At 67.1% G+C, this 23,151-nt stretch carries 15 protein-coding genes; 7 read left to right on the top strand and 8 right to left on the bottom strand.

Going from position 1 to position 23,151, the window contains the following annotated elements; genetic code table 11:
- Positions 1-216: 216 nt before the first annotated feature.
- On the bottom strand, positions 217-750 hold the full coding sequence (locus tag AC1DYD_RS04840) for a fimbrial protein (protein WP_478171605.1): 534 nt from the start codon (positions 748-750) through the stop codon (positions 217-219).
- 323 nt (positions 751-1,073) lie between these two features.
- Here AC1DYD_RS04840 and AC1DYD_RS04835 point away from each other — a divergent pair, with 323 nt between their 5' ends.
- Positions 1,074-1,553 carry a hypothetical protein gene (locus AC1DYD_RS04835; RefSeq protein WP_478171604.1) on the top strand — a complete coding sequence of 160 codons (480 nt, stop codon included), beginning with the start codon at positions 1,074-1,076 and terminating at the stop codon, positions 1,551-1,553.
- Positions 1,554-1,562: 9 nt separating this feature from the next.
- Here the strand turns inward: AC1DYD_RS04835 and AC1DYD_RS04830 are convergent, their stop codons facing one another.
- From AC1DYD_RS04830 to purL, 6 genes are all read right to left on the bottom strand, one after another.
- Positions 1,563-2,351: a fimbrial biogenesis chaperone gene (locus AC1DYD_RS04830; RefSeq protein ID WP_478171603.1), complete on the bottom strand. Its 789-nt coding sequence runs from the start codon at positions 2,349-2,351 to the stop codon at positions 1,563-1,565.
- 14 nt (positions 2,352-2,365) lie between these two features.
- Positions 2,366-3,757, bottom strand: a complete 1,392-nt coding sequence (locus AC1DYD_RS04825) for a fimbrial protein (RefSeq protein WP_478171602.1) — start codon at positions 3,755-3,757, stop codon at positions 2,366-2,368.
- Between the two features lie 31 nt (positions 3,758-3,788).
- Positions 3,789-6,344 (bottom strand): fimbria/pilus outer membrane usher protein, encoded by a 2,556-nt coding sequence (locus AC1DYD_RS04820; RefSeq protein WP_478171601.1) that lies wholly within the window; start codon positions 6,342-6,344, stop codon positions 3,789-3,791.
- Between the two features lie 108 nt (positions 6,345-6,452).
- Positions 6,453-7,193 carry a fimbrial biogenesis chaperone gene (locus AC1DYD_RS04815; RefSeq protein ID WP_478171600.1) on the bottom strand — a complete coding sequence of 247 codons (741 nt, stop codon included), beginning with the start codon at positions 7,191-7,193 and terminating at the stop codon, positions 6,453-6,455.
- A gap of 59 nt (positions 7,194-7,252) precedes the next feature.
- The gene (locus AC1DYD_RS04810) at positions 7,253-7,783 is read right to left on the bottom strand and encodes a fimbrial protein (protein WP_478171599.1); all 531 of its coding nucleotides are present in this window, start codon (positions 7,781-7,783) and stop codon (positions 7,253-7,255) included.
- 428 nt (positions 7,784-8,211) lie between these two features.
- The gene (gene purL / locus AC1DYD_RS04805) at positions 8,212-12,285 is read right to left on the bottom strand and encodes a phosphoribosylformylglycinamidine synthase (RefSeq protein WP_478171598.1); all 4,074 of its coding nucleotides are present in this window, start codon (positions 12,283-12,285) and stop codon (positions 8,212-8,214) included.
- 163 nt (positions 12,286-12,448) lie between these two features.
- Here purL and map point away from each other — a divergent pair, with 163 nt between their 5' ends.
- From map to AC1DYD_RS04790, 3 genes are read left to right on the top strand one after another with little or no spacing between them, the layout of a single operon-like run.
- Positions 12,449-13,273, top strand: coding sequence for a type I methionyl aminopeptidase (gene map, locus AC1DYD_RS04800; RefSeq protein ID WP_478171597.1), 825 nt, complete (start codon positions 12,449-12,451; stop codon positions 13,271-13,273).
- A 23-nt stretch (positions 13,274-13,296) separates the two neighbouring features.
- On the top strand, positions 13,297-15,885 hold the full coding sequence (locus AC1DYD_RS04795; protein ID WP_478171740.1) for a [protein-PII] uridylyltransferase: 2,589 nt from the start codon (positions 13,297-13,299) through the stop codon (positions 15,883-15,885).
- Between the two features lie 10 nt (positions 15,886-15,895).
- Positions 15,896-16,291, top strand: a complete 396-nt coding sequence (locus tag AC1DYD_RS04790; protein WP_478171596.1) for a PPC domain-containing DNA-binding protein — start codon at positions 15,896-15,898, stop codon at positions 16,289-16,291.
- A gap of 16 nt (positions 16,292-16,307) precedes the next feature.
- Here the strand turns inward: AC1DYD_RS04790 and AC1DYD_RS04785 are convergent, their stop codons facing one another.
- Positions 16,308-17,117 (bottom strand): FadR/GntR family transcriptional regulator, encoded by an 810-nt coding sequence (locus tag AC1DYD_RS04785; protein ID WP_478171595.1) that lies wholly within the window; start codon positions 17,115-17,117, stop codon positions 16,308-16,310.
- A 251-nt stretch (positions 17,118-17,368) separates the two neighbouring features.
- Between AC1DYD_RS04785 and AC1DYD_RS04780 the strand changes: the two genes are divergently transcribed.
- The 3 genes from AC1DYD_RS04780 (at position 17,369) to AC1DYD_RS04770 (ending at position 23,140) form a co-directional block, all read left to right on the top strand.
- On the top strand, positions 17,369-18,679 hold the full coding sequence (locus AC1DYD_RS04780; protein ID WP_478171594.1) for an MFS transporter: 1,311 nt from the start codon (positions 17,369-17,371) through the stop codon (positions 18,677-18,679).
- A 114-nt stretch (positions 18,680-18,793) separates the two neighbouring features.
- Complete coding sequence (locus AC1DYD_RS04775; protein WP_478171593.1) at positions 18,794-20,860, top strand: glycoside hydrolase family 28 protein; 2,067 nt, start codon at positions 18,794-18,796, stop codon at positions 20,858-20,860.
- Between the two features lie 45 nt (positions 20,861-20,905).
- Positions 20,906-23,140, top strand: coding sequence for a glycoside hydrolase family 28 protein (locus AC1DYD_RS04770; protein WP_478171592.1), 2,235 nt, complete (start codon positions 20,906-20,908; stop codon positions 23,138-23,140).
- Positions 23,141-23,151: the final 11 nt, after the last annotated feature.

Raw genomic sequence — 23,151 nt, 5'->3', positions numbered from 1 at the left:
TTCCTCGGCGCGCATCGAGCGCGCGGGGCACACAGGCCCAGGCACGACGGCGCCTCGATATCGATGCGTCATCGGGAAAACAGAAAACTTTGGGAAAGTCCGACACCGACCGGAGGCGCGCAGCCTCGGGCACAGCGCCGAACCTTGGTGAACATCACGCGGCAGCTCGAAGCGCCAAGCGCCCCTGCCAGCCGCGGATACCGCGGACCGGTCTACTTACTTGTAGTTGACCGTGAACTGCGAAACAGCGTTGGCCGTACCGACCGTCACCGCGGGCAGGGTCTGCACGTACACAGCCTGGAACTTGAGCGGGTTGTCGCCGACAACGAGGGTGTACTCGCCCGATTCCGAACCGAGGCCGATCTTGGTGCCGGCGGAGTCACCCAGCTCGATCGCAACGCCGGTGGCGGCAGCGCCAGCCACTTCACCCACGCCGATGCGCAGGTCGTCGGTCACGTTGGCGTCCGGCGTGCCGGTGAAGGTCACGGTGGCGCCCTTGGCGGTGGCGCCGCAGTTCAGCAGTTCGATGTTGAACTTGGCCGGGGTCGCTTTCTTGCCCAGGGCGGTGAAGTAGTCGCGCGCGACATTGCCGAGCGGCACGGTCATGTTCTGGCTGGCGGGCGAGATCGAGCAAGGCGCGTCAACGATCTGGCCGTTGAAATTGATCGTGCCGTCAGCTGCGAAAGCACCTTGCGACAACACACCGGCGAAGGCGAGAGCTGCGAGCTTGGCGATATTGGATTTCTTCATGTTTCTTCCTGAGTATTTATAAAATTACGTAGTGATTAACCCCTGTATGGGGCGAATCGAACTTTAGTACCCCTTCAGCCCAATAAAACGACCGCGCTTTAAATCCGGAATTTACAAAATTCGAATTGGGAAATTTCACTCAGCAAAAACGGAAATTGCTCGCACCCAGTTGTCAGCCAAGGCGATCAGGTGTGAAAAACCGCAGACGTTTTTGCACGAAACAGAAACGAAAGGGCATTTCCGCAGAGGTACCCAGGCCTATCACTCTGCAGCGACCGCACATATTCCACACAAACGTTTCAGATTACGTATAGAGTAACTAGATGAAACAATTTGTCGATCGATGGCCGTGTCGGCTGTTGCGGCGCCGGTTTCAAAAGGAGCTCGATATGACCCGACTTAGCGCGGTTTCCTCTCGGCTGGCAGTGCTCGCCGCTTGCTCGATCTGTGCGCTTCCTGCTGTTTCCCGCGCCGCCGATGGCACCATCACCTTCTTGGGCGCGATCGTCGAGCCCCCCTATGAGGTTCGGGTGACTGCCGCGGCGCCTTCCTCCACGTACGCCACTTCCATTTCGAAGCCGGAGGCAGAAATCAGTTTCTCGAGCAGCAGCAACCTGAGCGCGAGCGTGCACGCCGACGGCCTGGGCCCATTGCCCGTCGCCGTCCGTTGCACCGGAGCGACACCGATGCCCGCGGGTGGCTGCCATCTTGGCCCTCGGGGCGGTGCACTTTCGATCGCCGCGATGCCCACCGCCACAGCCGGTGTGGCGCGTGGCGCCATCTTGACCGTTGCCTACGACTGAGGCTTCGAACTAGCGCAAGGGAGCCGATTTGATCGACCGCCTCTGGACGATGGCGTTGCCCTCGTCGTCGATCAGCGTGAAGGCGATCTCCGCGTCTCCCGCCGCGTTGGCCGGCGGCTTGAGGTCCACGTCGAGGCTGCCGAAGGGGGGCACCATCAGCGCCTCCACCTGCTCGGCCGCCGGCGCGTTCGCATACTGGACCGCGGCGATCGATGCGTAATAGGGCGTCGGGTTGTCGATCTTGAGCGCGGGCCGCCCGGGCTCGGCCTGAAGCGACAACACGAGCTTGTCGGCCACCTCGCCGGCCGCCATCGGCAAGCCTTGGGGCCGCAAGAAGACCTTCATCTGGGTTCGGACCGCCACGGTCAGGGTCGCGCTGTCCGGCGGCAGGTCGAGCGGCCGGGGCGGGATCTCGTAGAGGTTGAGCCAGAACAGCGACTCGCGATCCTTGGCCAGCGGCGCCCCCGTGTAGAGCAGCCGCAGGCTCAGCTGGTCGCCGGCGTTCATGCGGAAAATCGGCGGCAGCGGAATGACCGGCGCGGTGGAGTTCTCGGGCGCCGATTTCAGCTCCCCATCGTCCACCCAGGCCTCGACCACCACCGGGTAGGTGTTGAGGTTGACCAGTTGCAGCGATTGCTCCCTCGCATCGGGCGGGAAGATCACGCGGGTCGACTCGGCCATCACGCCAGCCATGGCCTGGGCCGCGGCCAGCACAAAGACCGACACCAGAAGGCCGGCACCGGCGAACGCCCTCGCGCGACCTCGGGGAGAGAACAACTTGGCGCTGCGGACCGTCATGAGAAACAAACTCCCTATTGGATGCGAATCACGACCTGGGCGCGCGCATTGAGCCGGCCCGGCGTCACGCTGCGGCCGGGGATCTTGGTCAGGGTCGCGTTCAGGCGCTTGGTGTAGGAGGTGACGCCGCCCGTCACGCCCGTGCTGCTGGCGCCCTGCAGCACCGGGTACCAGCCCGCGGCGGTGCCGCCTCCGGTCACCTGGTCATTGCCGAGGAAGTTGAGGGGCGTGCCGTCGGCCTGCGTGAGCGCGACGCCGACCCCGCCGGCCACTCCGGCCTGGCCGTAGTCGTCGGACAGCAGGAAGGTGACACCGCTGCCACCGGTGGTCAGGCCCTGGGCGACGGCGCTCTGGTAGTTGGCTGCCGGCACCAGCACACCCATCGCGGTGCGCCCGGCCTCCGTCCCGCTCGCGAAGGCGGCGAGCCCGGTGTTCGCGGGCGCGCCGGTCTGGCACTGGAACGCGATGTCGACCGGCAGTTGCCGGTTGGCGCCACTGTTGAGCTCGGCGATGCTGATGACCGGGAACTGAACGTTCGGCGTCACGTTGCTCACCGAGCAGGTCGCCGAGCGGCGCACCGTGAGCCGGTTGTAGAGACTGACGGCGCCCGGCCAGGCGTTGTACCAGCCGGAGTAGTAGGACAGGGAATCCAGGCCCACGGCCAAAGCGGGCGACTGCCCTCCACCCTTGAACGCGATGTAGGCGGCGGGTTGGGAGTTCGTGTAGTTGCCGGAGGTGTTCCACCCCCCTGCGGTGGCCTCGTTGCTGACCCGAAACAGTTCGACACGGACGTCGCTGAAATTCTTGGCCTTCACCAGGATCTTGCCTTGTCCGTCCTTTTCCAGGTTCGTCAGTTGCCGCGCCTGCCAATTTCGCAGGAAGTAGTTGCCGCTCGCCGAGTGGGTCACGCGGATCAGCATGCCGTTGAAGGAGGTTCGATACGCCCCCGGCAAGCCGAAGGCAACGCCGTCCTCGTGCATGCCCCCCCAGGTGGAATCGCCATTGGTCGCGTAGAACTCGAAGAGGCTTCCCTCGTCCGTCGCATCGCAACGGAACAGCACCTGGTCCGCCGTGTACGCCTCGAGCCCCAGCGTGAGGATGCTGGCGCTGCCGCTGGCCAGCAGGGTGCCGTCAGGCTGGAAGGTGCTGGTGTTGATATTCACCGATGCCGGCACCCCGCTGGCGCCCGCGGTGTCGGTCGCGCCGGTCCAGGTGTTGTGCGTGCCGAAGGCCGGATCCACGTAGTAGACCGAGGTCGTCGGATACGTGGTGGCCGGCGCATAGCTGATCCGCGTGCAGGTGGCCCAGGCCTGCGCCGGCACACCCGCCAGGGCGGCAGCGAGCACGGCCCAGGCCGGCAGCGATCGCGGCAGGCGCAGGGTGGTGAAGAAACGGCGAAAAGACATCGTGGGTTCCGGGTGCGAGGATACGTTGCGTTCAGGGGCCGACCGGCCGGCAGGTGGCGTCGAACCTGTAGAGCACTTCTTCAGCGGCCTGCTCGCTGAGCTGGAAGGGAATTTCGCAGCGCTCGGCTGGCGAATCGCCCCATTTGACGGTCAGCCGGCCCTCGCGATCGGCCACCCGCGCGTAGACCTGGCCGCCCTGCCCCACCATGCCGATGCTGGCGCCGTCGCTGCCATACACCGTGGCACCCAACGGAAGCTGCTTGCCATCGTCCATCGCCGCGCGCACCAGCAAGGCATGGCCGGTCCGGGTGGCGAATTTCAGGCGGACCACGGCGCCGGCCGAAGGCGCAACGCGCTGCTGGCTTCCGTCCAGCTCGGCGTTGCGGTTGATGCCTTGCGAATCGAGCGCCACGTCGTTGTAGCGGTACGGCGAGAGCGAGGGAACGATCGCGAAGCCGGCGCCGTCGACCCGGGCTCCCAGCCCGTTGCGCACGCCGGCCCCGCTCGCGCCCTGGGCCTCGACCAGGCCGAAGGTGTCGCTGACGTAGGGCCCGAAGGTCAGGCCGCCCGCATGCACGACCGCCGCCCCGCGGGCGCTGGCCCCCGCCTGCCAGAAGCCCTGGCCCTGTGAAACACTGGCGCCGACGGTCGCGACCGGCAACCGCTTCTGCAGGTTGCCGCTCACGTTGGTGACGCCATCCGGCGTCTCGTGGCCGGCGCTCACGCCGTAGCTGAGTGTCTGCGCTTCGTCCGCCATGCCGGCCACCGAGGTCTGGTAGCTGGTGCCGCCGTCGCTGCGCCGCGCCACCGAGGCCGATGCCGATGCGGCCCGCGGCCCTGTGCCCAACGGGACGGAGACCGTGAACATCACGATGTTGGCCATCGTGGCGTTCTGGGCCGGGCCGCCCAGCGGCTGCGAGGAGCCCAGGCCGAACAACGCGCCGGTGCGCTGCCGTCCGATGCTCACGCCATAGCTGACGGCACGGTAGCTGTTGTTGTAGCTGAACTGGAACTGCGTGTCGCGGCCCTTGTTGTCGCCGTGATAGTCGCTGACGCCCGCCGTCAGGAACAGCTGGCCGTAGTCGCCGAGGCTCTGGCTGAGGTTGGCGACGATCTGGTTGCGCAGCTGGAAGGTGCTCGACTGCCAGACCTGTCCGCTGTCATGGGCGCTGAGCGAACCGAGCGCATCGGCCATCTCGCGGAATCCGCCGGTCGAGTAGCGGTAGCCCGCGAGAGCGAAGTTGGTGCCCGTGGGCTGGAAGGACTGGCTGTAGGTCAGCTCCGTGCGCCAGCCGGTCAGGTTGCTCCCGCCGGCCGGGTCCTTGGCGATCGAGTAGGTCGCATTGGCGCCGAGCGCGCCGATCGGCGTTCCCGTCACGACACCGGCCAGCAGCGCCTGGTAGTCGCCGGCCGCGCGGACGCCTGCGTTCGCGGTCAGCGAATTGGTGAGACCGCGCTGGTAGGTCAGTTCGCCGAAGGCGGCCCGGCTGTCGGCAACATTGCGCACGCGGCCTACCGTGGCGGCATAGCGCGAAGCACCCGGGCGCATCGAATCCGGCACTGCGGAGAAAGGCACCGTGAAGCTCGACACGCGGCCATCGGCCTCCGTGACGATGACCTGCAGGTCGCCCTGGAAGCTGGTCGGGTACAGGTCGTCGATGACGAAAGGCCCGGGTGCGACCGTGGTCTGGTAGATCTCGTTGTTGCCCTGGCGCACCACCACCCGCGCGTTGGTCGAGGCGATGCCACGCACCACCGGGGCGAAGCCGCGCTGGGAATCCGGCAGCATGCGCTCGTCGGTGGCCAGCTGGGCACCTTCGAAGCCGACCGAGCTGAACAGCGTGCCGCTGGTGTAGCTCTGGCCGATGGTGAGTTCGCTGTTGAGCAAAGGCAAGGCGCGCTGCGCGTAGGCCCGGATCGAGTTCCAGTGGCCCCCGCCATAGCCCGGCCCGTTCTGGTAGTTGTAGCTCGACTGCTGGCGAAAGCGCCACATCCCCGCGTTGGCGCCGAAATTCATGCCGAGGTACATGGATTCGCTGGTGCTGCCGGAGTTGCTGGCGCGAAAGTAATTGGTGTCGTAGTTGAGGAAGCCCACGGGCACGCCCGGGTCGAGGTCGGCTTTGTCGACCGCGCCACGCACCGCGCGCTTCATCAGCGCTTGCGGGATCGACAGGTCCAGCCGCAGGCGCGGCAGGTCGAAGGCCGCTCGGGCGCCGGCGATGCGCTGGCCGAGCGACAGGCAGACGGCGGCGGAGGCGTCCTGGGCAGCACCCGGCTCGACGCCGTCGGACGAAATGTTGCTGGCGAGCACGCCGGCGCCGACCAGGAACGAGCTTTCCAGGCAGGGAACGACCTCCTTGCCAACGGCGCGGAACTCGACGGCCTTTCGGCTGCGAAAGGCGCCATTGACGAAAACGTCGACCTGGTAGACGCCCGGATCGATGGCGCTGGCCTTGTTGAAGCGCTCGAGACCACCGGCCCCGAGCGAGGACCCCATCAGGAATCCGCTGTCGAATTGATAGGTCGGCGCCTCATCGGCCGGAGCGGCCTGCAGGAGGGCCGAGAAAAGGGCGATCCCGATGACCACTGCGGAGAGCTTTGTTGACCTGTGAACGCGTCGCACCCGGCATTCGAAGAAACGCGCTTGCGCTTGCCTTGCAGCATCCACCGATTGAAGCCCTCTTTTTTTTGGAGTCTATCGACGCGCGGCCAAAGGCAATTCCCCCTTGTTTTCGCCGCCGTAGTCGTTGACAAATTTGAATGTGATGCTGCGACCCGCCGATGCCAGGTTGGCGTTGCTCTTGATGCGCCAGTCGAAGGTGGCTTTCGGCGCAATCATGTCGGGTGCGAGGACGATGTCCTCTCCCGCCCCGGTGATCCTCGCGTCGATCAGCGAGATATGAAAGGCCGAGTCGTTGGTGGCGGTGATCTTCCATTCCGCGCCATCGCGCTCCACGCTGAAGCGCAGCTTGTCGGCCGCGTGTTCGGGGTCTCCGGCAATTCCGGTCGGACGGTAAAAAAGTTTGACCCGGTTGCGCAGCAGCAACAACATCTTGTTGCGCTCCGCATCGGCCGTATTCATCGCCGGAATCTGCACCGTGTTGATGAAGAAGACCGATTCGCGGTCCTGCGGCAAATCCTTGCCCGTGAAGATGAGGCGGGCGGTCTGCCCGGACTTGGGCTCGATGCGAAAGACCGGCGGCGTGACCACGAAGGGTGCATCCGCGGTCTCGGGCGTCGAGTCGGCATTGCCGCTGTCGATCCAGATCTGGACCACGCTGGGCGCATCGTCCTGGTTGCTGAACTGGATGCTGCGCTCCTTGGCGCCACCCGGGTAGATCACCCGGGTGCCGGTCATGACGACGCTCGCGAGCGAGGGAATCGCACAGCCGAGAACGGCCAGAAACACCAACAGACACCGCACGCTCTTCAACATCGATTTCTCCTCGTTGGCCGGTCACGCGCTGACTGAGACCGTGATGATGCCAGGGTCATTTAAGGGTAGGCAACCGAATACTGGACGGCACCGACCACCGTGCCGGCCGTGGCGGCAGCGCCTTCGGCGAAGTAGCGAACCGCGAAGTTGTGCGAAGCCGAGGTTTCGTTGGCGGCCACCTGCAGGCCAGGCGCCGCATAGCCGCCGGTCAGAGGAAAGGCCGCCGCGGGGGCCGCCGGGTCCAGCAGTTGCAGGCTGACATTCGTGGCCGTGCCGGTGTTGGCGATATTGCCGCCGACGGTGGTGTTGTTCGGCAGGAAGACCGTGCTGACCGCTTGCGGCGTCACGCTGGCGGTGCAACCACTCACCGAGACCGTGAATTCGGTCTGGCCGGCCGTCGAACCTGCCGCGCCGAGATCCGAGGTGCTGACCGTGGGCAGCAGCACGACCGGGCTGCTGGCATTGCCGTTCACCGCGACCGAGCAGGTCTGCTCGGTGACTTCACCGCGGAAAGTGATCGTATTGGCGCTTTGCGCGAACGAGAAAAAGGGAACTGCGGCGAGGGCGGCGAAAAGGATGGACTTGTTCATGATGAATACCTTGTGAATGTAAATAGGTTGATTTCTTTGATGACTTTATTATCCAATTGCCATCAATTTACTGCCAGGGAAAAATCCACACATTCCGAACAATCGTTCAATTGCAGACTTTTCTCGAATTTCAACTCGAATCGCAGCGCTTGGTCAATTGCATTGATCAATTTGAAAACAGGTTAATATTAATAAGAATTCACCACTATTGACATGAGAATGGTCTGAAACTCCACCAACGACTGGCGCAGCGAATCACCCGCGCGAGCCCGCAGGCGCGGCTAGACCCGCCGGGCCTCGCGGTCCGACGAACAACGGTTGCTTGGGGCTGGAGGCGCGCGCCGACCCGCGGGCCGCCTGGACGGCCGGGGCTGGTTATCGGTCTACAGGAACTCCCGCGCCGCGGGAGTCGACGCGCAGCGAGGGGCTCAGCCCACCCACTTGCGCGCGTTGCGCCAGATCCGCATCCACGGGCTGAGATCGCTCGGATTGCCCGAGGTCCAGCTCATCTGGATGTTGCGGAACACCCGCTCGGGATGCGGCATCAGCGCCGTGAAACGGCCATCGGCGGTGGTCACCGAGGTCAGGCCGCCGGCGCTGCCGTTGGGATTGAACGGGTAGCGCTCGGTCGCTTCGCCGTGGTTGTCGACGAAGCGCATCGCGGCGATGGCCTTCGCGGGGTCGCCGCGGTGCTTGAAGTTGGCAAAGCCCTCGCCATGGGCGACCGCGATCGGCAGGCGGCTGCCGGCCATGCCGGCGAAGAACAGGCTGGGCGAATCGAGCACCTCGACCATCGACAGCCGGGCCTCGAAACGCTCGCTCTGGTTGGTCGTGAAGCGGGGCCAGGCTTCGGCGCCCGGAATGATGTCGGCCAGCTCGGCGAACATCTGGCAGCCGTTGCAGACGCCCAGGCCGAAGGTGTCGGCGCGGCCGAAGAAGCCCTTGAACTGCTCGGACAGCTTCGGGTTGAAGGTGATGCTGCGGGCCCAACCGATGCCGGCGCCCAGCGTGTCGCCATAGCTGAAGCCACCGCAGGCGACCACGCCCTTGAAGTCGGCCAGGTCCGCCCTGCCGGTCTGCAGGTCGGTCATGTGGACGTCGAAGGCCTCGAAACCCGCCTCGGTGAAGGCGTAGGCCATCTCGACATGCGAGTTGACGCCCTGCTCCCGCAGGATCGCGACCTTCGGCTTGGCCAGGTTCAGGAAGGGCGCAGCCACGTTGTCGGTCGCGCCCGGTGCCAGCAGCACATGCGCGCCCGGGTCTTGCGGGTCGCCGGCCGCGGCATGCTCGGCATCGGCGCAGTCGGGGTTGTCGCGCTCGCGGCAGATCTTCCAGCTGACGGCATCCCAGACCTGGTGCAAGTCGGCGAGCGCGGCGCTGAAGACCGCCTTGGCGTCGCGCCAGACCTCGATCTTGCCCTTGCCGGCATCCATGGTCGAGCCGGCAGGCCGGGTCTTGCCGACGAAATGGCTGTGGGCGCTGAGGCCGTGGGCGCGAAGGGTCTGCATGACCTCGTTGCGCTCGGCGGTGCGCACCTGCAGCAGCAGGCCCAGTTCCTCGTTGAAGAGCGCCTTGAGCGTGAGTTCTTCGCGCCGCGCGCTGACCTGGCCAGCCCAGTTCTTGGCATCGCCGTATTCGGCGCGGCTGTCGCTGATGCCGTCGCCCTCGGTGACCAGCAGGTCGACGTTGAGCGCGACCCCGACATGGCCGGCAACGGCCATTTCGCAGGCCGCGGCGAACAGGCCGCCATCGCTGCGGTCGTGCAGCGCGAGGATCCTGCCCTCGGCGCGCAGCGCATTGACGGCGGCGACCAGCTTCACCAGGTCCTGCGGATCGTCGAGGTCGGGCACCGTGTCGCCGCTCTGCCCCAGCGTCTGCGCCAGGATGCTGCCGGCCATGCGATGCTTGCCGCGGCCCAGGTCGACCAGCACCAGCGTGCTGTCGGGCTCGTCGGCGTCGAGCTGCGGCGTCAGCGTGCCGCGCACGTCGGCCAGCGTCGCGAAGGCGGTGACGATCAGACTCACGGGCGACGTGACCTTCTTCGCCTCGCCGCCCTCCTGCCACTGGGTGCGCATCGACAGCGAATCCTTGCCCACCGGGATCGAGATGCCGAGCGCCGGGCAGAGCTCGAGGCCAACGGCCTTGACGGTCTCGTACAGCGCCGCATCCTCGCCGGGTTCGCCGCAGGCGGCCATCCAGTTGGCCGACAGCTTGACCCGCGACAGTTCGATCGGCGCCGCCAGCAGGTTGGTGATGGCTTCGGCGACCGCCATCCGGCCCGAGGCCGGGGCGTCGAGCGCGGCCAGCGGCGTGCGTTCGCCCAGGCTCATCGCCTCGCCGGCGAAGCCGCGGTAATCGGCCAGCGTGACCGCGCAGTCGGCCACCGGCACCTGCCAGGGGCCGACCATCTGGTCGCGGTGGCTCAAGCCCCCCACGCTGCGGTCGCCGATGGTGATCAGGAAGCGTTTCGAGGCCACGGTCGGATGCGACAGCACCTCGATCGCGGCCTTCTGCAGGTCGACGCCCGTGAGGTCCAGCGGCTTGAAGCGGCGCGCCACGGTCTTGACGTCGCGCAGCATCTTGGGCGGCTTGCCCAGCAGCACGTCCATCGGCATGTCGACCGGCTGCGCCTCGGCGCCTTCATCGGCCACCAGCAACTGGCGCTCTTCGGTCGCCACGCCGACGACGGAGAACGGGCAGCGCTCGCGCTCGCAGAAGGCGCGGAACTGCGCCAGCGACTCGGGCGCGATCGCCAGCACATAGCGCTCCTGGCTCTCGTTGCACCAGATCTCCTTCGGCGCCATGCCCGACTCCTCGAGCGGCACCGCCCCCAGGTCGAAGCGCGCACCGCGGCCGGCGTCGTTGGTCAGCTCGGGGAAGGCGTTGCTCAAGCCACCGGCGCCGACGTCGTGGATCGCCAGGATCGGGTTGGCGTCGCCCTGCTGCCAGCAATGGTTGATGACTTCCTGCGCCCGGCGCTCGATCTCGGGATTGCCGCGCTGGACCGAGTCGAAGTCGAGTTCGGCCGCGTTGGCGCCGGTCGCCATCGAGCTCGCGGCGCTGCCGCCCATGCCGATGCGCATGCCCGGCCCGCCGAGCTGGATCAGCAGCGCGCCGGCCGGGAAGCGGATCTTCTTGGTCTGGCCGGCATCGATGCTGCCGAGGCCGCCGGCGATCATGATCGGCTTGTGATAGCCGCGCTGCACCGTGCCCTGGTCGCTGTCGATCGCCTGTTCGTATTCGCGGAAGTAGCCCAGCAGGTTGGGCCGGCCGAACTCGTTGTTGAAGGCGGCGCCGCCCAGCGGGCCCTCGGTCATGATCTGCAGCGGGCTCGCGATATGGCCGGGCTTGCCGTAGCTGCCGTCGGCCGGCCACAGCGTCGACACCGTGAAGCCGGTCAGGCCGGCCTTCGGCTTGGAGCCCCGGCCGGTGGCGCCCTCGTCGCGGATCTCGCCGCCGGCGCCGGTGGAGGCGCCCGGGAACGGCGAGATCGCGGTCGGATGGTTGTGGGTCTCGACTTTCATGAGCACGTGGCTCAGTGCGTCCTGCTTGCGGTAGCTGCCCGATTCGGACGCCGCCACGAAACGCTCGATCCGCGTGCCTTCCATGACCGAGGCGTTGTCGGCATAGGCGACCACCGTGTGCTGCGGATTCAGGCGCTCGGTGTTGCGGATCATCGAGAACAGGCTCTGCGGCTGCGCCGCGCCGTCGATCACGAAGTCGGCGTTGAAGATCTTGTGGCGGCAGTGCTCGCTGTTGGCCTGCGCGAACATCATGAGCTCAACGTCGCTCGGGTTGCGCCCGAGCCGGGTGAAGGCTTCGACCAGGTAGTCGATCTCGTCCTCGGCCAGCGCCAGGCCGAAGCGCTTGTTGGCATCCACCAGTGCGGCGCGCCCGCCCCCGAGCACGTCGACCTGCGCCATCGGCTGCGGCGGCAGTTCGGCGAACAGCTCGGCCGCCTGGTCGATCCGGCCCAGCACCGATTCGGTCATGCGGTCGTGCAGCAGGTCGGCCACCGCAGCCAGCTTGTCGCCTTCCAGGGCGGGGGCCTTGCCCAGCAGCGGCGCCTTGAGCACCAGGTGGTATTCGGTCACCCGCTCGACCCGGCGCAGCGCCAGGCCGCAGTTGTGGGCGATGTCGGTGGCCTTGGAGGCCCAGGGCGACACGGTGCCGAGCCGCGGCGTGACGATCACGGTCGGCCCGGCCTTGGCCGGCGCCGCGAAGGGCTCGCCGTAGCCCAGCAAGGCGGCGAAGCGCTCTCTCGCGACGCTGTCGAGGGCATCGTCGGTGACCACGAGATGGACGAAACGGGCGCTCAGGCCCTCGATCCGCGGCTCGACGGCCTGCAGGCGAGGCAGCAGCTGCCGGGCCCGGAAATCGCTGAGGGCGCTGCCGCCCTCGAAGAAGCTCACCACGGGGGCGGCATGGACAGCACGATGGGAAGGCGGGTTCACGGGCAGCGTCACGTTCGGGTCGGCCGCAAGGGCCGCGTTGGGATTCATGAGAATGAGGCAGCGGCCGCTGACTGGGGCCATCCGCGCTAACCCTGAATTTTAGGCCACCGCCGGGCCGCCCCCAAGGTGGCCGCCAACCCCTCGGGGGTCGCGAGGACACGAAGTGCCGAGCTCGGGGCGAATTTTGGCCTCGGATGGGATAATTCCGGCCATGAGCATTACCTACAAAGACGCCGAGGGCGTGGCCGGCATGCGCGTGGCGTGCCGACTCGCCTCCGAGGTGCTGGACTTCCTGACGCCCCACATCGTGCCCGGCGCGACCACCAACCAGATCGACAAGCTCGCCCACGACTACATCACCCAGGTGCAGGGCGCCATTCCGGCGCCGCTCAACTACATGGGCGCCAGCAGCACGCCCTACCCCAAGTCGATCTGCACCTCGGTCAACCACGTGGTCTGCCACGGCATCCCGAACGAGAAGCCGCTCAAGAAGGGCGACATCATCAACTGCGACATCACCGTCATCAAGGACGGCTGGCACGGCGACACCAGCCGGATGTTCGTGGTCGGCGACGCCTCGATCGCGGCCAAGCGGCTGTGCGCCTTCACCTATGACGCCATGTGGCACGGCATCGTGAAGGTCAAGCCGGGCGCTCGCCTGGGCGACATCGGCTTCGCGATCCAGCGCTTCGCCGAGAGCAACGGCTTCTCGGTGGTGCGCGAATTCTGCGGCCACGGCATCGGCCGCGGCTTCCACGAGGAACCCCAGGTGCTGCATTACGGCCGGCCCGGCACGCTCGAGGAGCTCAAGCCCGGCATGACCTTCACGATCGAGCCGATGATCAATGCCGGCAAGCGCGAGATCAAGGAAGACGCCAAGGGCGGCCAGTACGACGGCTGGACCATCGTCACCCGCGACCACTCCCTGTCGGCCCAATGGGAACATACGGTGCTGGTCACCGAGACCGGCTACGACGTGCTCACGCTCTCTGCGGGCAGCCCGCCGCCGCCGGCTTTCGTCGCCGCCGCGGCTTGAAGCGGCCGCTTCTCCGGGCGCCGATCGTGGACATCACATCGCTGCGCGACGCCTATCGCACGCACAAGCTGGCGCTGTTCGACCAGCTGCGCAGCGCGCGTGCCCCCACGCGCAGCGTCCACACCGTGCTGCGGCAACTGGCGGCGCTGGCCGACGAGACCCTCGGTGCGCTCTGGCAGGACGCCGGCTTCGGCCAGCAGCTGGCGCTGGTGGCGGTCGGCGGTTTCGGGCGCGGCGAGCTGTTCCCCTATTCCGATGTCGACGTCCTGCTGCTGCTGCCCGAGGGCGACGGCACGGACATCGAGCCCGCTCGTCTCGAGGCTTTCATCGGCCGCTGCTGGGACGCCGGCCTGGAGATCGGCTCCAGCGTGCGCACGGTCGCCGAATGCCTGGGCGAGGCGGCCAAGGACGTCACGGTCCAAACGTCGCTGCTCGAAGCCCGGCTGGTGATCGGCGACAAGAAGCTCTACACCGCCTTCCGCAAGCGTTTCTTCGCGGTCATCGACCCGCAGGCCTTCTTTGCGGCCAAGTCGCAGGAGATGCGGCACCGCCACCAGAAGTTCGACAACACGCCGTACGCGCTCGAGCCGAACTGCAAGGAATCCCCGGGCGGCCTGCGCGACCTCCAGACCATCCTCTGGATGACCAAGGCCGCGGGTTTCGGCAACCGCTGGGACGACCTGGCGAAGAACGGCCTGGCAACCGCTTTCGAGATTCAGCAGATCAAGCGCAACGAGGCGCTGCTGGGCCTGATCCGTGCCCGCCTCCACGTCACCGCCAACCGGCGCGAGGACCGGCTGGTGTTCGACCTGCAGACCGCGGTGGCCGCCACTTTCGGTTATGTCGGCGAGTCGCGGCGCTTGGCCAGCGAGGCGCTGATGCGGCGCTACTACTGGGCCGCCAAGGCGGTCACCCAGCTGAACCAGATCCTGCTCCTCAACATCGCCGAGAAGCTGCAGCCGCAGGCCGACGAGCCGACCCCGATCAACGAGCGCTTCTTCGAGAAGGGCGGCCTGATCGAGGTCGCGAGCGACGACCTCTACCTGAAGGATCCGCACGCGATCCTCGAGACCTTCCTGCTCTACCAGAAGACCATCGGCGTCAACGGCCTGTCGGCGCGCACGCTGCGCGCGCTCTACAACGCGCGCCACGTCATGGACAGCAAGTTCCGCAACGACCCCGTGAATCACGCGACCTTCATGCGCATGCTGCTGGAGCCGCGCGGCATCACGCATGCGCTGCGGCTGATGAACCAGACCTCGGTGCTGGGGCGCTACCTGCGCGTCTTCCGCAGCATCGTGGGCCAGATGCAGCATGACCTGTTCCATGTCTACACGGTCGACCAGCACATCCTGATGGTGCTGCGCAACGTGCGCCGCTTCTTCATCGCCGAGCATGCGCACGAATACCCCTTCTGTTCGCAGCTCGCGGCCGGCTGGGACAAGCCCTGGATCCTCTACATCGCGGCGCTGTTCCACGACATCGCCAAGGGCCGCGGAGGCGACCATTCGACGCTGGGTGCGCGCGATGTGCGGCGCTTCTGCCGCCAGCACGAGATCTCGCGCGAGGACGCCAAGCTGATCGAGTTCCTGGTCGCCGAGCACCTCGTGATGAGCCAGGTGGCGCAGAAGCAGGACCTGAGCGACCCCGAGGTGATCGGTGCCTTCGCCCGACGCGTCGGCAACGAGCGCTATCTCACGGCCCTGTACCTGCTGACCATCGCCGACATCCGCGGCACCTCGCCACGGGTCTGGAATGCCTGGAAAGGCAAGCTGCTCGAGGACCTGTACCGGCTGAGTTCGCGCGTCCTGGGCGGCCGCATGCCCGACCCCGGCGCCGAGATCGAGGCCCGCAAGCGCGAGGCGCTGGTCCTGCTGGCGCTGCATGCCGAGCCCTTCGAGGCCCACAAGTCGCTGTGGGAAACGCTCGATGTCGGCTATTTCATGCGCCACGACGGTTCGGAGATCGCCTGGCACGCCAAGCAGCTGTCGCGCCACGTGCCGCATGCCGGCGTGCCGATCGATCCGCACACGCCGCCGATCGTGCGGGCCCGCCTGTCGCCGGTCGGAGAAGGGCTGCAGGTGGTGGTCTACACGCCCGACCAGCCCGACCTGTTCGTGCGCATCTGCGGCTATTTCGACCACTCGTCCTTCAGCATCCTGGACGCCAAGGTGCACACCGCGAGCAACGGCTTCGCGCTCGACACCTTCCAGGTCGTGACCACTTTCGTTCCCGAGCACTACCGTGACCTGATCAGCATGGTCGAGACCGGCCTGGCCAAGACGCTCAGCGAGGCCGGTCCCCTGCCGGCACCGAGCAAGGGCCGGGTCTCGCGCCGGGTGCGCAGCTTCCCGATCAAGCCGCGCGTCAGCCTGCTGCCCGACGAAAAGGCGCAGCGCTGGCTGCTCAGCATCTCGGCCAGCGACCGCGCGGGGCTGCTTTATTCGGTGGCGCGCGTGCTGGCGCGCCACCACCTGAACCTGCAGTTGGCCAAGGTCACGACCCTGGGCGAGCGCGTCGAGGACACCTTCCTGATCAGCGGGCCCGAGTTGCAGGGGCAGCGGGCGCAGCTGGCGATCGAGACCGAGCTGCTCGAGGCGCTGTCCGCCTGAGGAGCCGGGCTTGGAAGCGACGCCGCTGCGCCTCCACCCCGGCGACGACCTGCGCGGCGCCCTGGATGCGGCGCTGGCCGCGCGCGGCGGCGCGGCCGCGTTCGTGCTCTCGGGGATCGGCAGCCTGGGTGCCGCGCGCCTGCGCTACGCCGGCATCGAGACCACGGCGACACTGGCCGGCGATCTGGAGATCCTCACGCTGGCGGGCACCCTCTCGCCCACCGGCTCGCACCTGCACATGAGCGTCTCCGATGCCGAAGGCCGGGTCCGCGGGGGCCATGTTGCCCCGGGCTGCATCGTTCGCACGACCGTCGAGCTTCTGGTCGCATGGCTCCCGGGGTGGCAGTTCACCCGCGAGCTCGACCCTGCGACCGGCTTTGCCGAGTTGGCGATCCGCAAGACCTGATGACGACACCGGACCTCTAGCTGGCCGCGGCGACACCGCCGGACGATGGGTCCGCGTGCGCCAGCCGCTGGCGCTCGCGGCTGTTGACCAGGTGGATCCGCATGGCCGCGCGCGCCGCCTCGGGGTCGCGGCGCTCGATGGCGCCGAAGATGTCCTGATGCTCCTGGTGGACCTTGCGCAGGTGCTGGGCGCGCTGCTCGACGTTCAGCCATGACGACGAGACCCGCGTGCGCGGAATCACCTCCAGGCCCAGATGCGCCATCAGGTCGCTGAAGTACCGGTTGCCGGTCGCCTGCGCGATCGCCAGGTGGAAGCGGAAATCGGGTGGGACGGTCTCGCCGACCGCCGTCAGATGGCGCTCGAAATCCTCGAGTGCGCCTTGCATTTCCCGCAGCTGCTCGTCGCTGCGCCGCATGGCCGCGAGGGCGGCGGCTTCCGACTCGACGCTGGTGCGCAGTTCGAGCATCTTCAGCATGTCGGCAATGCCGCCGGCGGCCGGCCGTCCGAACTGGAAGCGCCCCTCGGAGGCCGGCTCGAGCGCGAAGGTGCCGACCCCGTGATGCGTCTGCACCAGCCCGGCAGCCTGGAGCCGGGACAGCGCCTCGCGCACCACGCCCCGGCCGACGCCGAAGCGCTCCATGATTTCGGATTCGGTCGGCAGCTTGTCACCCGGCTTGATCTGTCCGGCCGCCAACTGCGCCCCCAGCGCCTCGACCAGTCCGTGCGTCAGCCCCCTGCCGCGCACCGCCGGACGCCCCGCAGCCGGCGCGAAGTCCGACGCGGTGAGCCCAGGGGTTTCGGGGAGGGTCGAGGAAATGTCTGCCATGTGCCGATGATAGGACCCGCCATCCGGCGGGCCCCACCCAGCCACAGGACTCCCGCGCCTCTAGTTATCGGACATCCTATAAGTAGAAAGGTATCTATTCGCCAATTTTCTGTGTATAGATGTTGATTTCCAAGGGTAACTACGAATAAACGGCGTCAGGATCCTGAAAGATAGTCCTCCATGTTGTCTGACAACCTATGACATCTGGCATCGCATCTTCAGCGCAACACCTTCACGGGAGACACGGAATCATGAAAATCAAGGGCATCCGGTGGTGGATGGTCGGGCTGGTGACGACCGGGCTGATCGTCAACTACCTCGCGCGCAACACGCTGTCGGTGGCGGCGCCCACGCTGATGAAGGACCTCGACTTCAGCGTCGAGCAGTATTCGTACATCGTGGTCGCCTGGCAGCTCTGCTATGCCTTCATGCAGCCGGTGGCGGGCTACCTGCTCGACACCATCGGCACCAAGATCGGCTTCGCCGCCTTCGCGCTCGCCTGGTCGCTGGCCTGCGCGGCGGCGGCCTGGTCGACCGGCTGGCAAAGCCTGGCCTTCTTCCGCGGGCTGCTCGGTCTCACCGAGGCGGCCGGCATACCGGCCGGCGTCAAGGCCACGACCGAGTGGTTCCCGGCCAAGGAACGTTCGGTGGCGATCGGCTGGTTCAATATCGGCTCGTCGATCGGCGCCCTGCTGGCCCCGCCGCTGGTCGTCTGGGCGCTGCTGCACGGGCAATGGCAATGGGCCTTCCTGATCGTCGGCGCACTGGGCATCGCCTGGAGCCTGGTCTGGATGCTGGTGTACCGCCACCCGCGCGACCAGACGCTGTTGTCGGACGCCGAGCGCGACTTCATCCTGTCGGGCCAGGAGGCCAAGCACAGCCAGGCCGCGAGCCCCCGGCGCAGCTGGATCGAGATGCTGCGCAGCCGCGACTTCTGGGCCATCGGCATCCCGCGCATGCTCTCCGAGCCCGCTTGGCAGACCTTCAACGCCTGGATTCCGCTCTACATGATGACCGAGCGGCACATGAACCTGAAGGAAGTGGCGATGTTCGCCTGGATGCCGTTCCTGGCGGCCGACATCGGCTGCGTGCTCGGCGGCTACCTGAGCCCCTTCTTCCACAAGCACTTCAAGGTGTCGCTGTTCACCTCGCGCAAGATGGTCTTCGTGGTCGGTGCGCTCTTCATGGTCGGACCGGCCAGCGTCGGTTTCGTCGCCAGCCCCTACATGGCGATCGCGCTGCTGTGCGTGGGCGGCTTCGCGCACCAGACCCTCTCGGGCGCGCTGTATTCCATCACCTCGGACATGTTCGGCAAGAACGAGGTCGCGACCGCCACCGGCATGGGCGGCATGGCGGGCTACCTGGGCGCCGCGGCCTTCACCGCGCTGTTCGGCGTGCTGGTGACGCAGGTCGGCTACAGCCCGCTGTTCGTGGTGCTGGCGGTGTTCGACATCGTCGCCGCCTTCGTGGTGTGCGTGCTGGCCCGCAGCGGTGACAGCCGCCCGAGCGATGCGCGCTGGCTGGCCACGCGCACGGCAACGGCATCCGGTCGCACCGCCTGAGACGCCGGGCACGCCTGCGGCCACACAGGCGAGGCGTCCTTCTTCTTCATCCTCATCGCGGCGGCAGCGCGCTCGCGCGGGCCGCCCTCGCGCAACTTCCCAGAGAGACACCCCATGAAAAACACACGCATCGAAGAAATCGGATCGACCCCGTGCCCGGCGCCGGGCCTGCCCTCCCCCCAGCGACGGGCCTTCATCGCGCTGGCCGCAGCCTCCACCGGCAGCACGCTCCTGAGCGCATGCGGCGGCGGCAACGGATCGGCATTCATTCCGGCGAGCGCAGCCCCGGCCCCGGCCCCATCCCCAGCCCCGGCACCCGCGCCAGTCGCCCCGGCACCGGTGGCGCCGGCCGAGGATCCGATCTGGGGCCCTTCCGGCCTGGGCACGCAGATCATCGACTCCCTCAAAGGCATCAACACCTCGATGTTCGCGGCCGTCGATTTCCCGGTCACCCGATATGGCGCCCAGACCTGCGGCACGGTGGCGGCACCGAATCCGTACACCGACCCGAGCAAGTCGCCCCTGAGCGTCGGCGCCGACACCACCCATGCGCCGGGTTCCTTCGATTCCCGCCCGGCATTCCTGGCGGCGATCGCCGCCTGCAATGCCGCGGGCGGCGGCCGGGTGGTGGTCCCGCCGGGCAACTGGTATTGCGCCGGCCCGATCGTCCTGCTCAGCAACGTCAACTTCCACCTGAGCCAGAACTGCACCATCTACTTCAGCCCCGACCCGGCCGACTATGCCAAGGACGGCCCGATCGATTGCGGCGCCAACGGCAAGCTCTACTACGGCCGCTGGCAGGCCAACGACTGCCTCAACTACGGCGCGCCCATCTATGCCCGCAACCAGAGCTGCATCGCCGTCACCGGCGAGGGCGACAGCTCGGTCTTCAACGGCCAGGCGATGACGCCCTTCGCCGGCACCGGCAACACCAGCACCTGCTGGTGGACCTTCAAGGGCAACACCGGCGTCTACGGCGTGGTCAACGCGAGCACGCCCTCGCAAGCCAGCAGCAATGCGGCCAATGTCGACCTGCGCACCGCCGCGCCCGGCATTTCCGACGCGCTCTACGCGCTGCTGACCAATCCGGTCACGCCCTGGCAGCAGGATCAGAACTACCTGCCGGCGCTGTCGGAAGCCGGTGTGCCGATCGAACAGCGGATCTTCGGCAAAGGCCACTACCTGCGGCCATGCATGGTCGAGTTCCTGGGCTGCACCGGCGTGCTGATGGAGGGCTACCAGACGCAGAACACGCCGTTCTGGCAACACCATCCGACCGACTGCAAGAACGTGGTGATCCGCAAGGTCACGGTGAACAGCATCGGCCCCAACAACGACGGCTTCGATCCCGACGCCTGCGACAACGTGCTTTGCGAGGACGTGGTGTTCAACACCGGCGATGACTGCATCGCCGTCAAGTCGGGCAAGAACCTCGACAACGAATACGGCCCGGCGATCCGCCACGTGGTCCAGAACTGCACCATGAACAGCGGCCACGGCGGCATCACGCTGGGCAGCGAAATGGGTGGCGGCATCGAGAAGGTCTACTGCCGCAACCTGGCCATGCTGAATCAGTTCTGGGCCACGAATTCGCTGAACATCGCGATCCGGATCAAGACCAACATGAACCGCGGCGGCTACGTCAAGGACTTCCATGTCAACGGCGTGACCCTGCCCAACGGCGTCAGCCTGAGCGGCGCGGGCTACGGCAGCAGCATGCTGCCGGGCAGTCCGGTCAACGCCAACGTACCGATCGGCGTCAGCAGCGCGGCGGACAGCAACCCGTCGGCGTCGCAGGGCGGCATCATCACCTTCGACTGCGACTACCAGCCTTCGAAGGACGCCATCCGGACCCGTCCGGCACTGCTGCAGAACATCAACATCTCCAACGTGGTCGCGAAGAACGTGACCCTGGCCGGAAAGACCGGCTCCTGCTTCCAGGCGATCGTGGCGCAGGGTCCGGTGGCCTTCGACTACAACGGCCCGGCGCCGACACCGGCGGTGCCGGCCATCGAGGCGGTCCGCATCGTCGACTGCGATTTCGGCAGCCCGATCGCCAGCGGCCCCGCCAGCGCCACCGTGGCCGGGCCCATCTATGCCTACAACGTGCACGACGTCACGCTCGTGAACACCTTGATCGCAGGCCAGACGCTCAACACCACGGTCGCCGACCCGCGCTGAGCAGCGCCCATCGAATTGCATCCCACGACGAAAGGAAAGAAGACCATGAGACAAGCATCGATCCGGCGCCATGGCGCCACCGTTCTCGCGCTGCCGCTGCTCACGGCGGCACTGCTTTCAGCCTGCGGCGGCGGCGGCAGCAGCAACGGCGCCGCCGCGCTCGGCACCCCCGCCGCCGGCCAGAGCCAGGCGCCGGCCGCGAGCCAGGCCGCGGCTTCGACAGCGCAGGCCTCGGCGTCGACGCCGAAGCCCAGCGTGTTCCAGGTCGGCACCACGACCTTCGACCCCGCGCTGCCGCCCGAACCGGCCCTGCCCACCGACGCCCAGGTCTGCGCCACGCTCGAGGCCAGCAACAACCTGGTCCGGCGCCCCGACGGCGCCCTGCCGCCGGAGGCCGATCCGTCCACCGCCGGCGTCGGCGTGGCGGTCAACGTCGCCAGCGCCAACCCGGACCAGGCGCGGATCCAGGCCGCGCTCGATGCCTGCGGTGCCGCGGTCGATGCGGCCGTCGGCGCGGCCATCGCCGCCGCAGACGCCAGCGCCACCGCGAGCCAGAAAGCCGCCGCGCTGCCGAACATCAATATCGCGGGCGTCTCCGGCGAAGAACTGGCCAAGCCGGCCTACAAGGCGCCGCAATTCGCCGTCCGCCTGGTGGTCAACCGCAGCGGGGCCGGCAACGGCTTCATCTCCGGTCCGCTGACCCTGCCCTCCGGCGTGACCCTCTGGATAGACAAGGGTGCCACCCTGTACGCCACCCGTGACGTCATGGCCTACCTGCCCAAGACCACGCCGGCCAAGTACTGCGCCAACACCGCCGTCAGCGCGACGCAGGCCGGCAGTTCGGGCAATTGCCTCCCGCTCATCGGCGGCGACTACCTGATCAACTCGGCCGTGGTGGGCGAAGGCGCGATCGACAGCCGCGCCTACGCCGAAATCGTCACCTCCGACCCGCTGTATCCGCTGATGAAGGTGGACCAGAGCTGTTCCAACACCTACGCCGCCTATGCCCAGGCCAGCAACCGCCAGGCCGCGGACGGCACGCCGTGCGACAACGGCGGCACCTTCGTCGACTCCAAGTCGTCGACGCGCAACATGACCTGGTGGGACCTCGCCTACCTCGGCAACATGGTGCAGAACGGGACCACCGGCTACGGCTCGCAATCGAACTTCCGCATGATGGTGTTCAACTACGCGAAGAACCTGACGCTCTACAAGATCAGCCTGAACAACAGCGCCAACTTCCACGTCGTGCCGAGCGGCGTCGACGGCCTGACCGTCTGGGGCGTCAAGGTGCAGACACCCTCGCTCGCCGCCTTCGCCAATCCGGCGGGCAACGGCAATCCGCTCTATACCGGGGCCACCTACAACGCCGACAACGTCAAGAACACCGACGCCTTCGACCCGGGCTCCGCCGCCAGCGCCAAGGCCAGCGCGCTGACGACCGGCAGCAAGACGACCTCGGCCGCCAAGGTCTCGTTCGACGGCTATCTGAAGAACTTCGTCTTCGCCTACAACTACGTGAGCACCGGCGACGACGACATCGCCCTCAAGGGCAGCAACAACCCCAACCCGGTCGGCTTCGGCATCGACGGCAACCGCGACAAGCGAAGCGACCGCGCCCACGGCATCGTGATCGCGCACAACCACATCTACTGGGGCCACGGCATCTCGATCGGCAGCGAGACCAATGCCGGCGTCACCAACGTCCATGTCTACGACAACTCTTTCCAGGATTCGGAAGAAGGCCTGCGCATCAAGTCGGACTACGCGCGCGGCGGCGAGGTCAGCAACATCGACTACAGCAACATCTGCATCAAGGATGCGCAGAACGCCCTGCTGTTCACCCCCTACTACAGCACCAAGGCGCTGCCGGGCACCGGGCCGAAGGTGCCGAACTTCCACGACATCTCGCTCGCCAACGTGCGCATCATGGGCAGCGCGATGGTCAAGCTGCAGGGCTTCGCGGCCGGCACCGGCGGCTACTTCACGCCGACCCCGGCCATTCCGACGGGCTATCTGCCGGGCCACCCGCTGGGCATGACGATGACCGACGTGCTGGCGGACGACCCGGCGCTGATCTCGGTGATCGCCTCGGATGCGAACCTGACGCTCAGCGACGTGAACCTGCCGATCGCCGCGTCGACGGCCAACAACATCGTCGTCAGCGGCGCCTCCGCACGCACCGAGGATCCGTCGAAGATCCTCGACTGCAGCCAGGCCTTCGTCGACTTTCCGGCGATCGGTGCGTCGAACCCGTTCGGGACCCATTCGACACCTTGAGCCTCAGGGCG

Source organism: Variovorax sp. P4_B11 (genome assembly GCF_056402355.1).
This window is presented reverse-complemented; position numbering and strand designations above follow the sequence as displayed.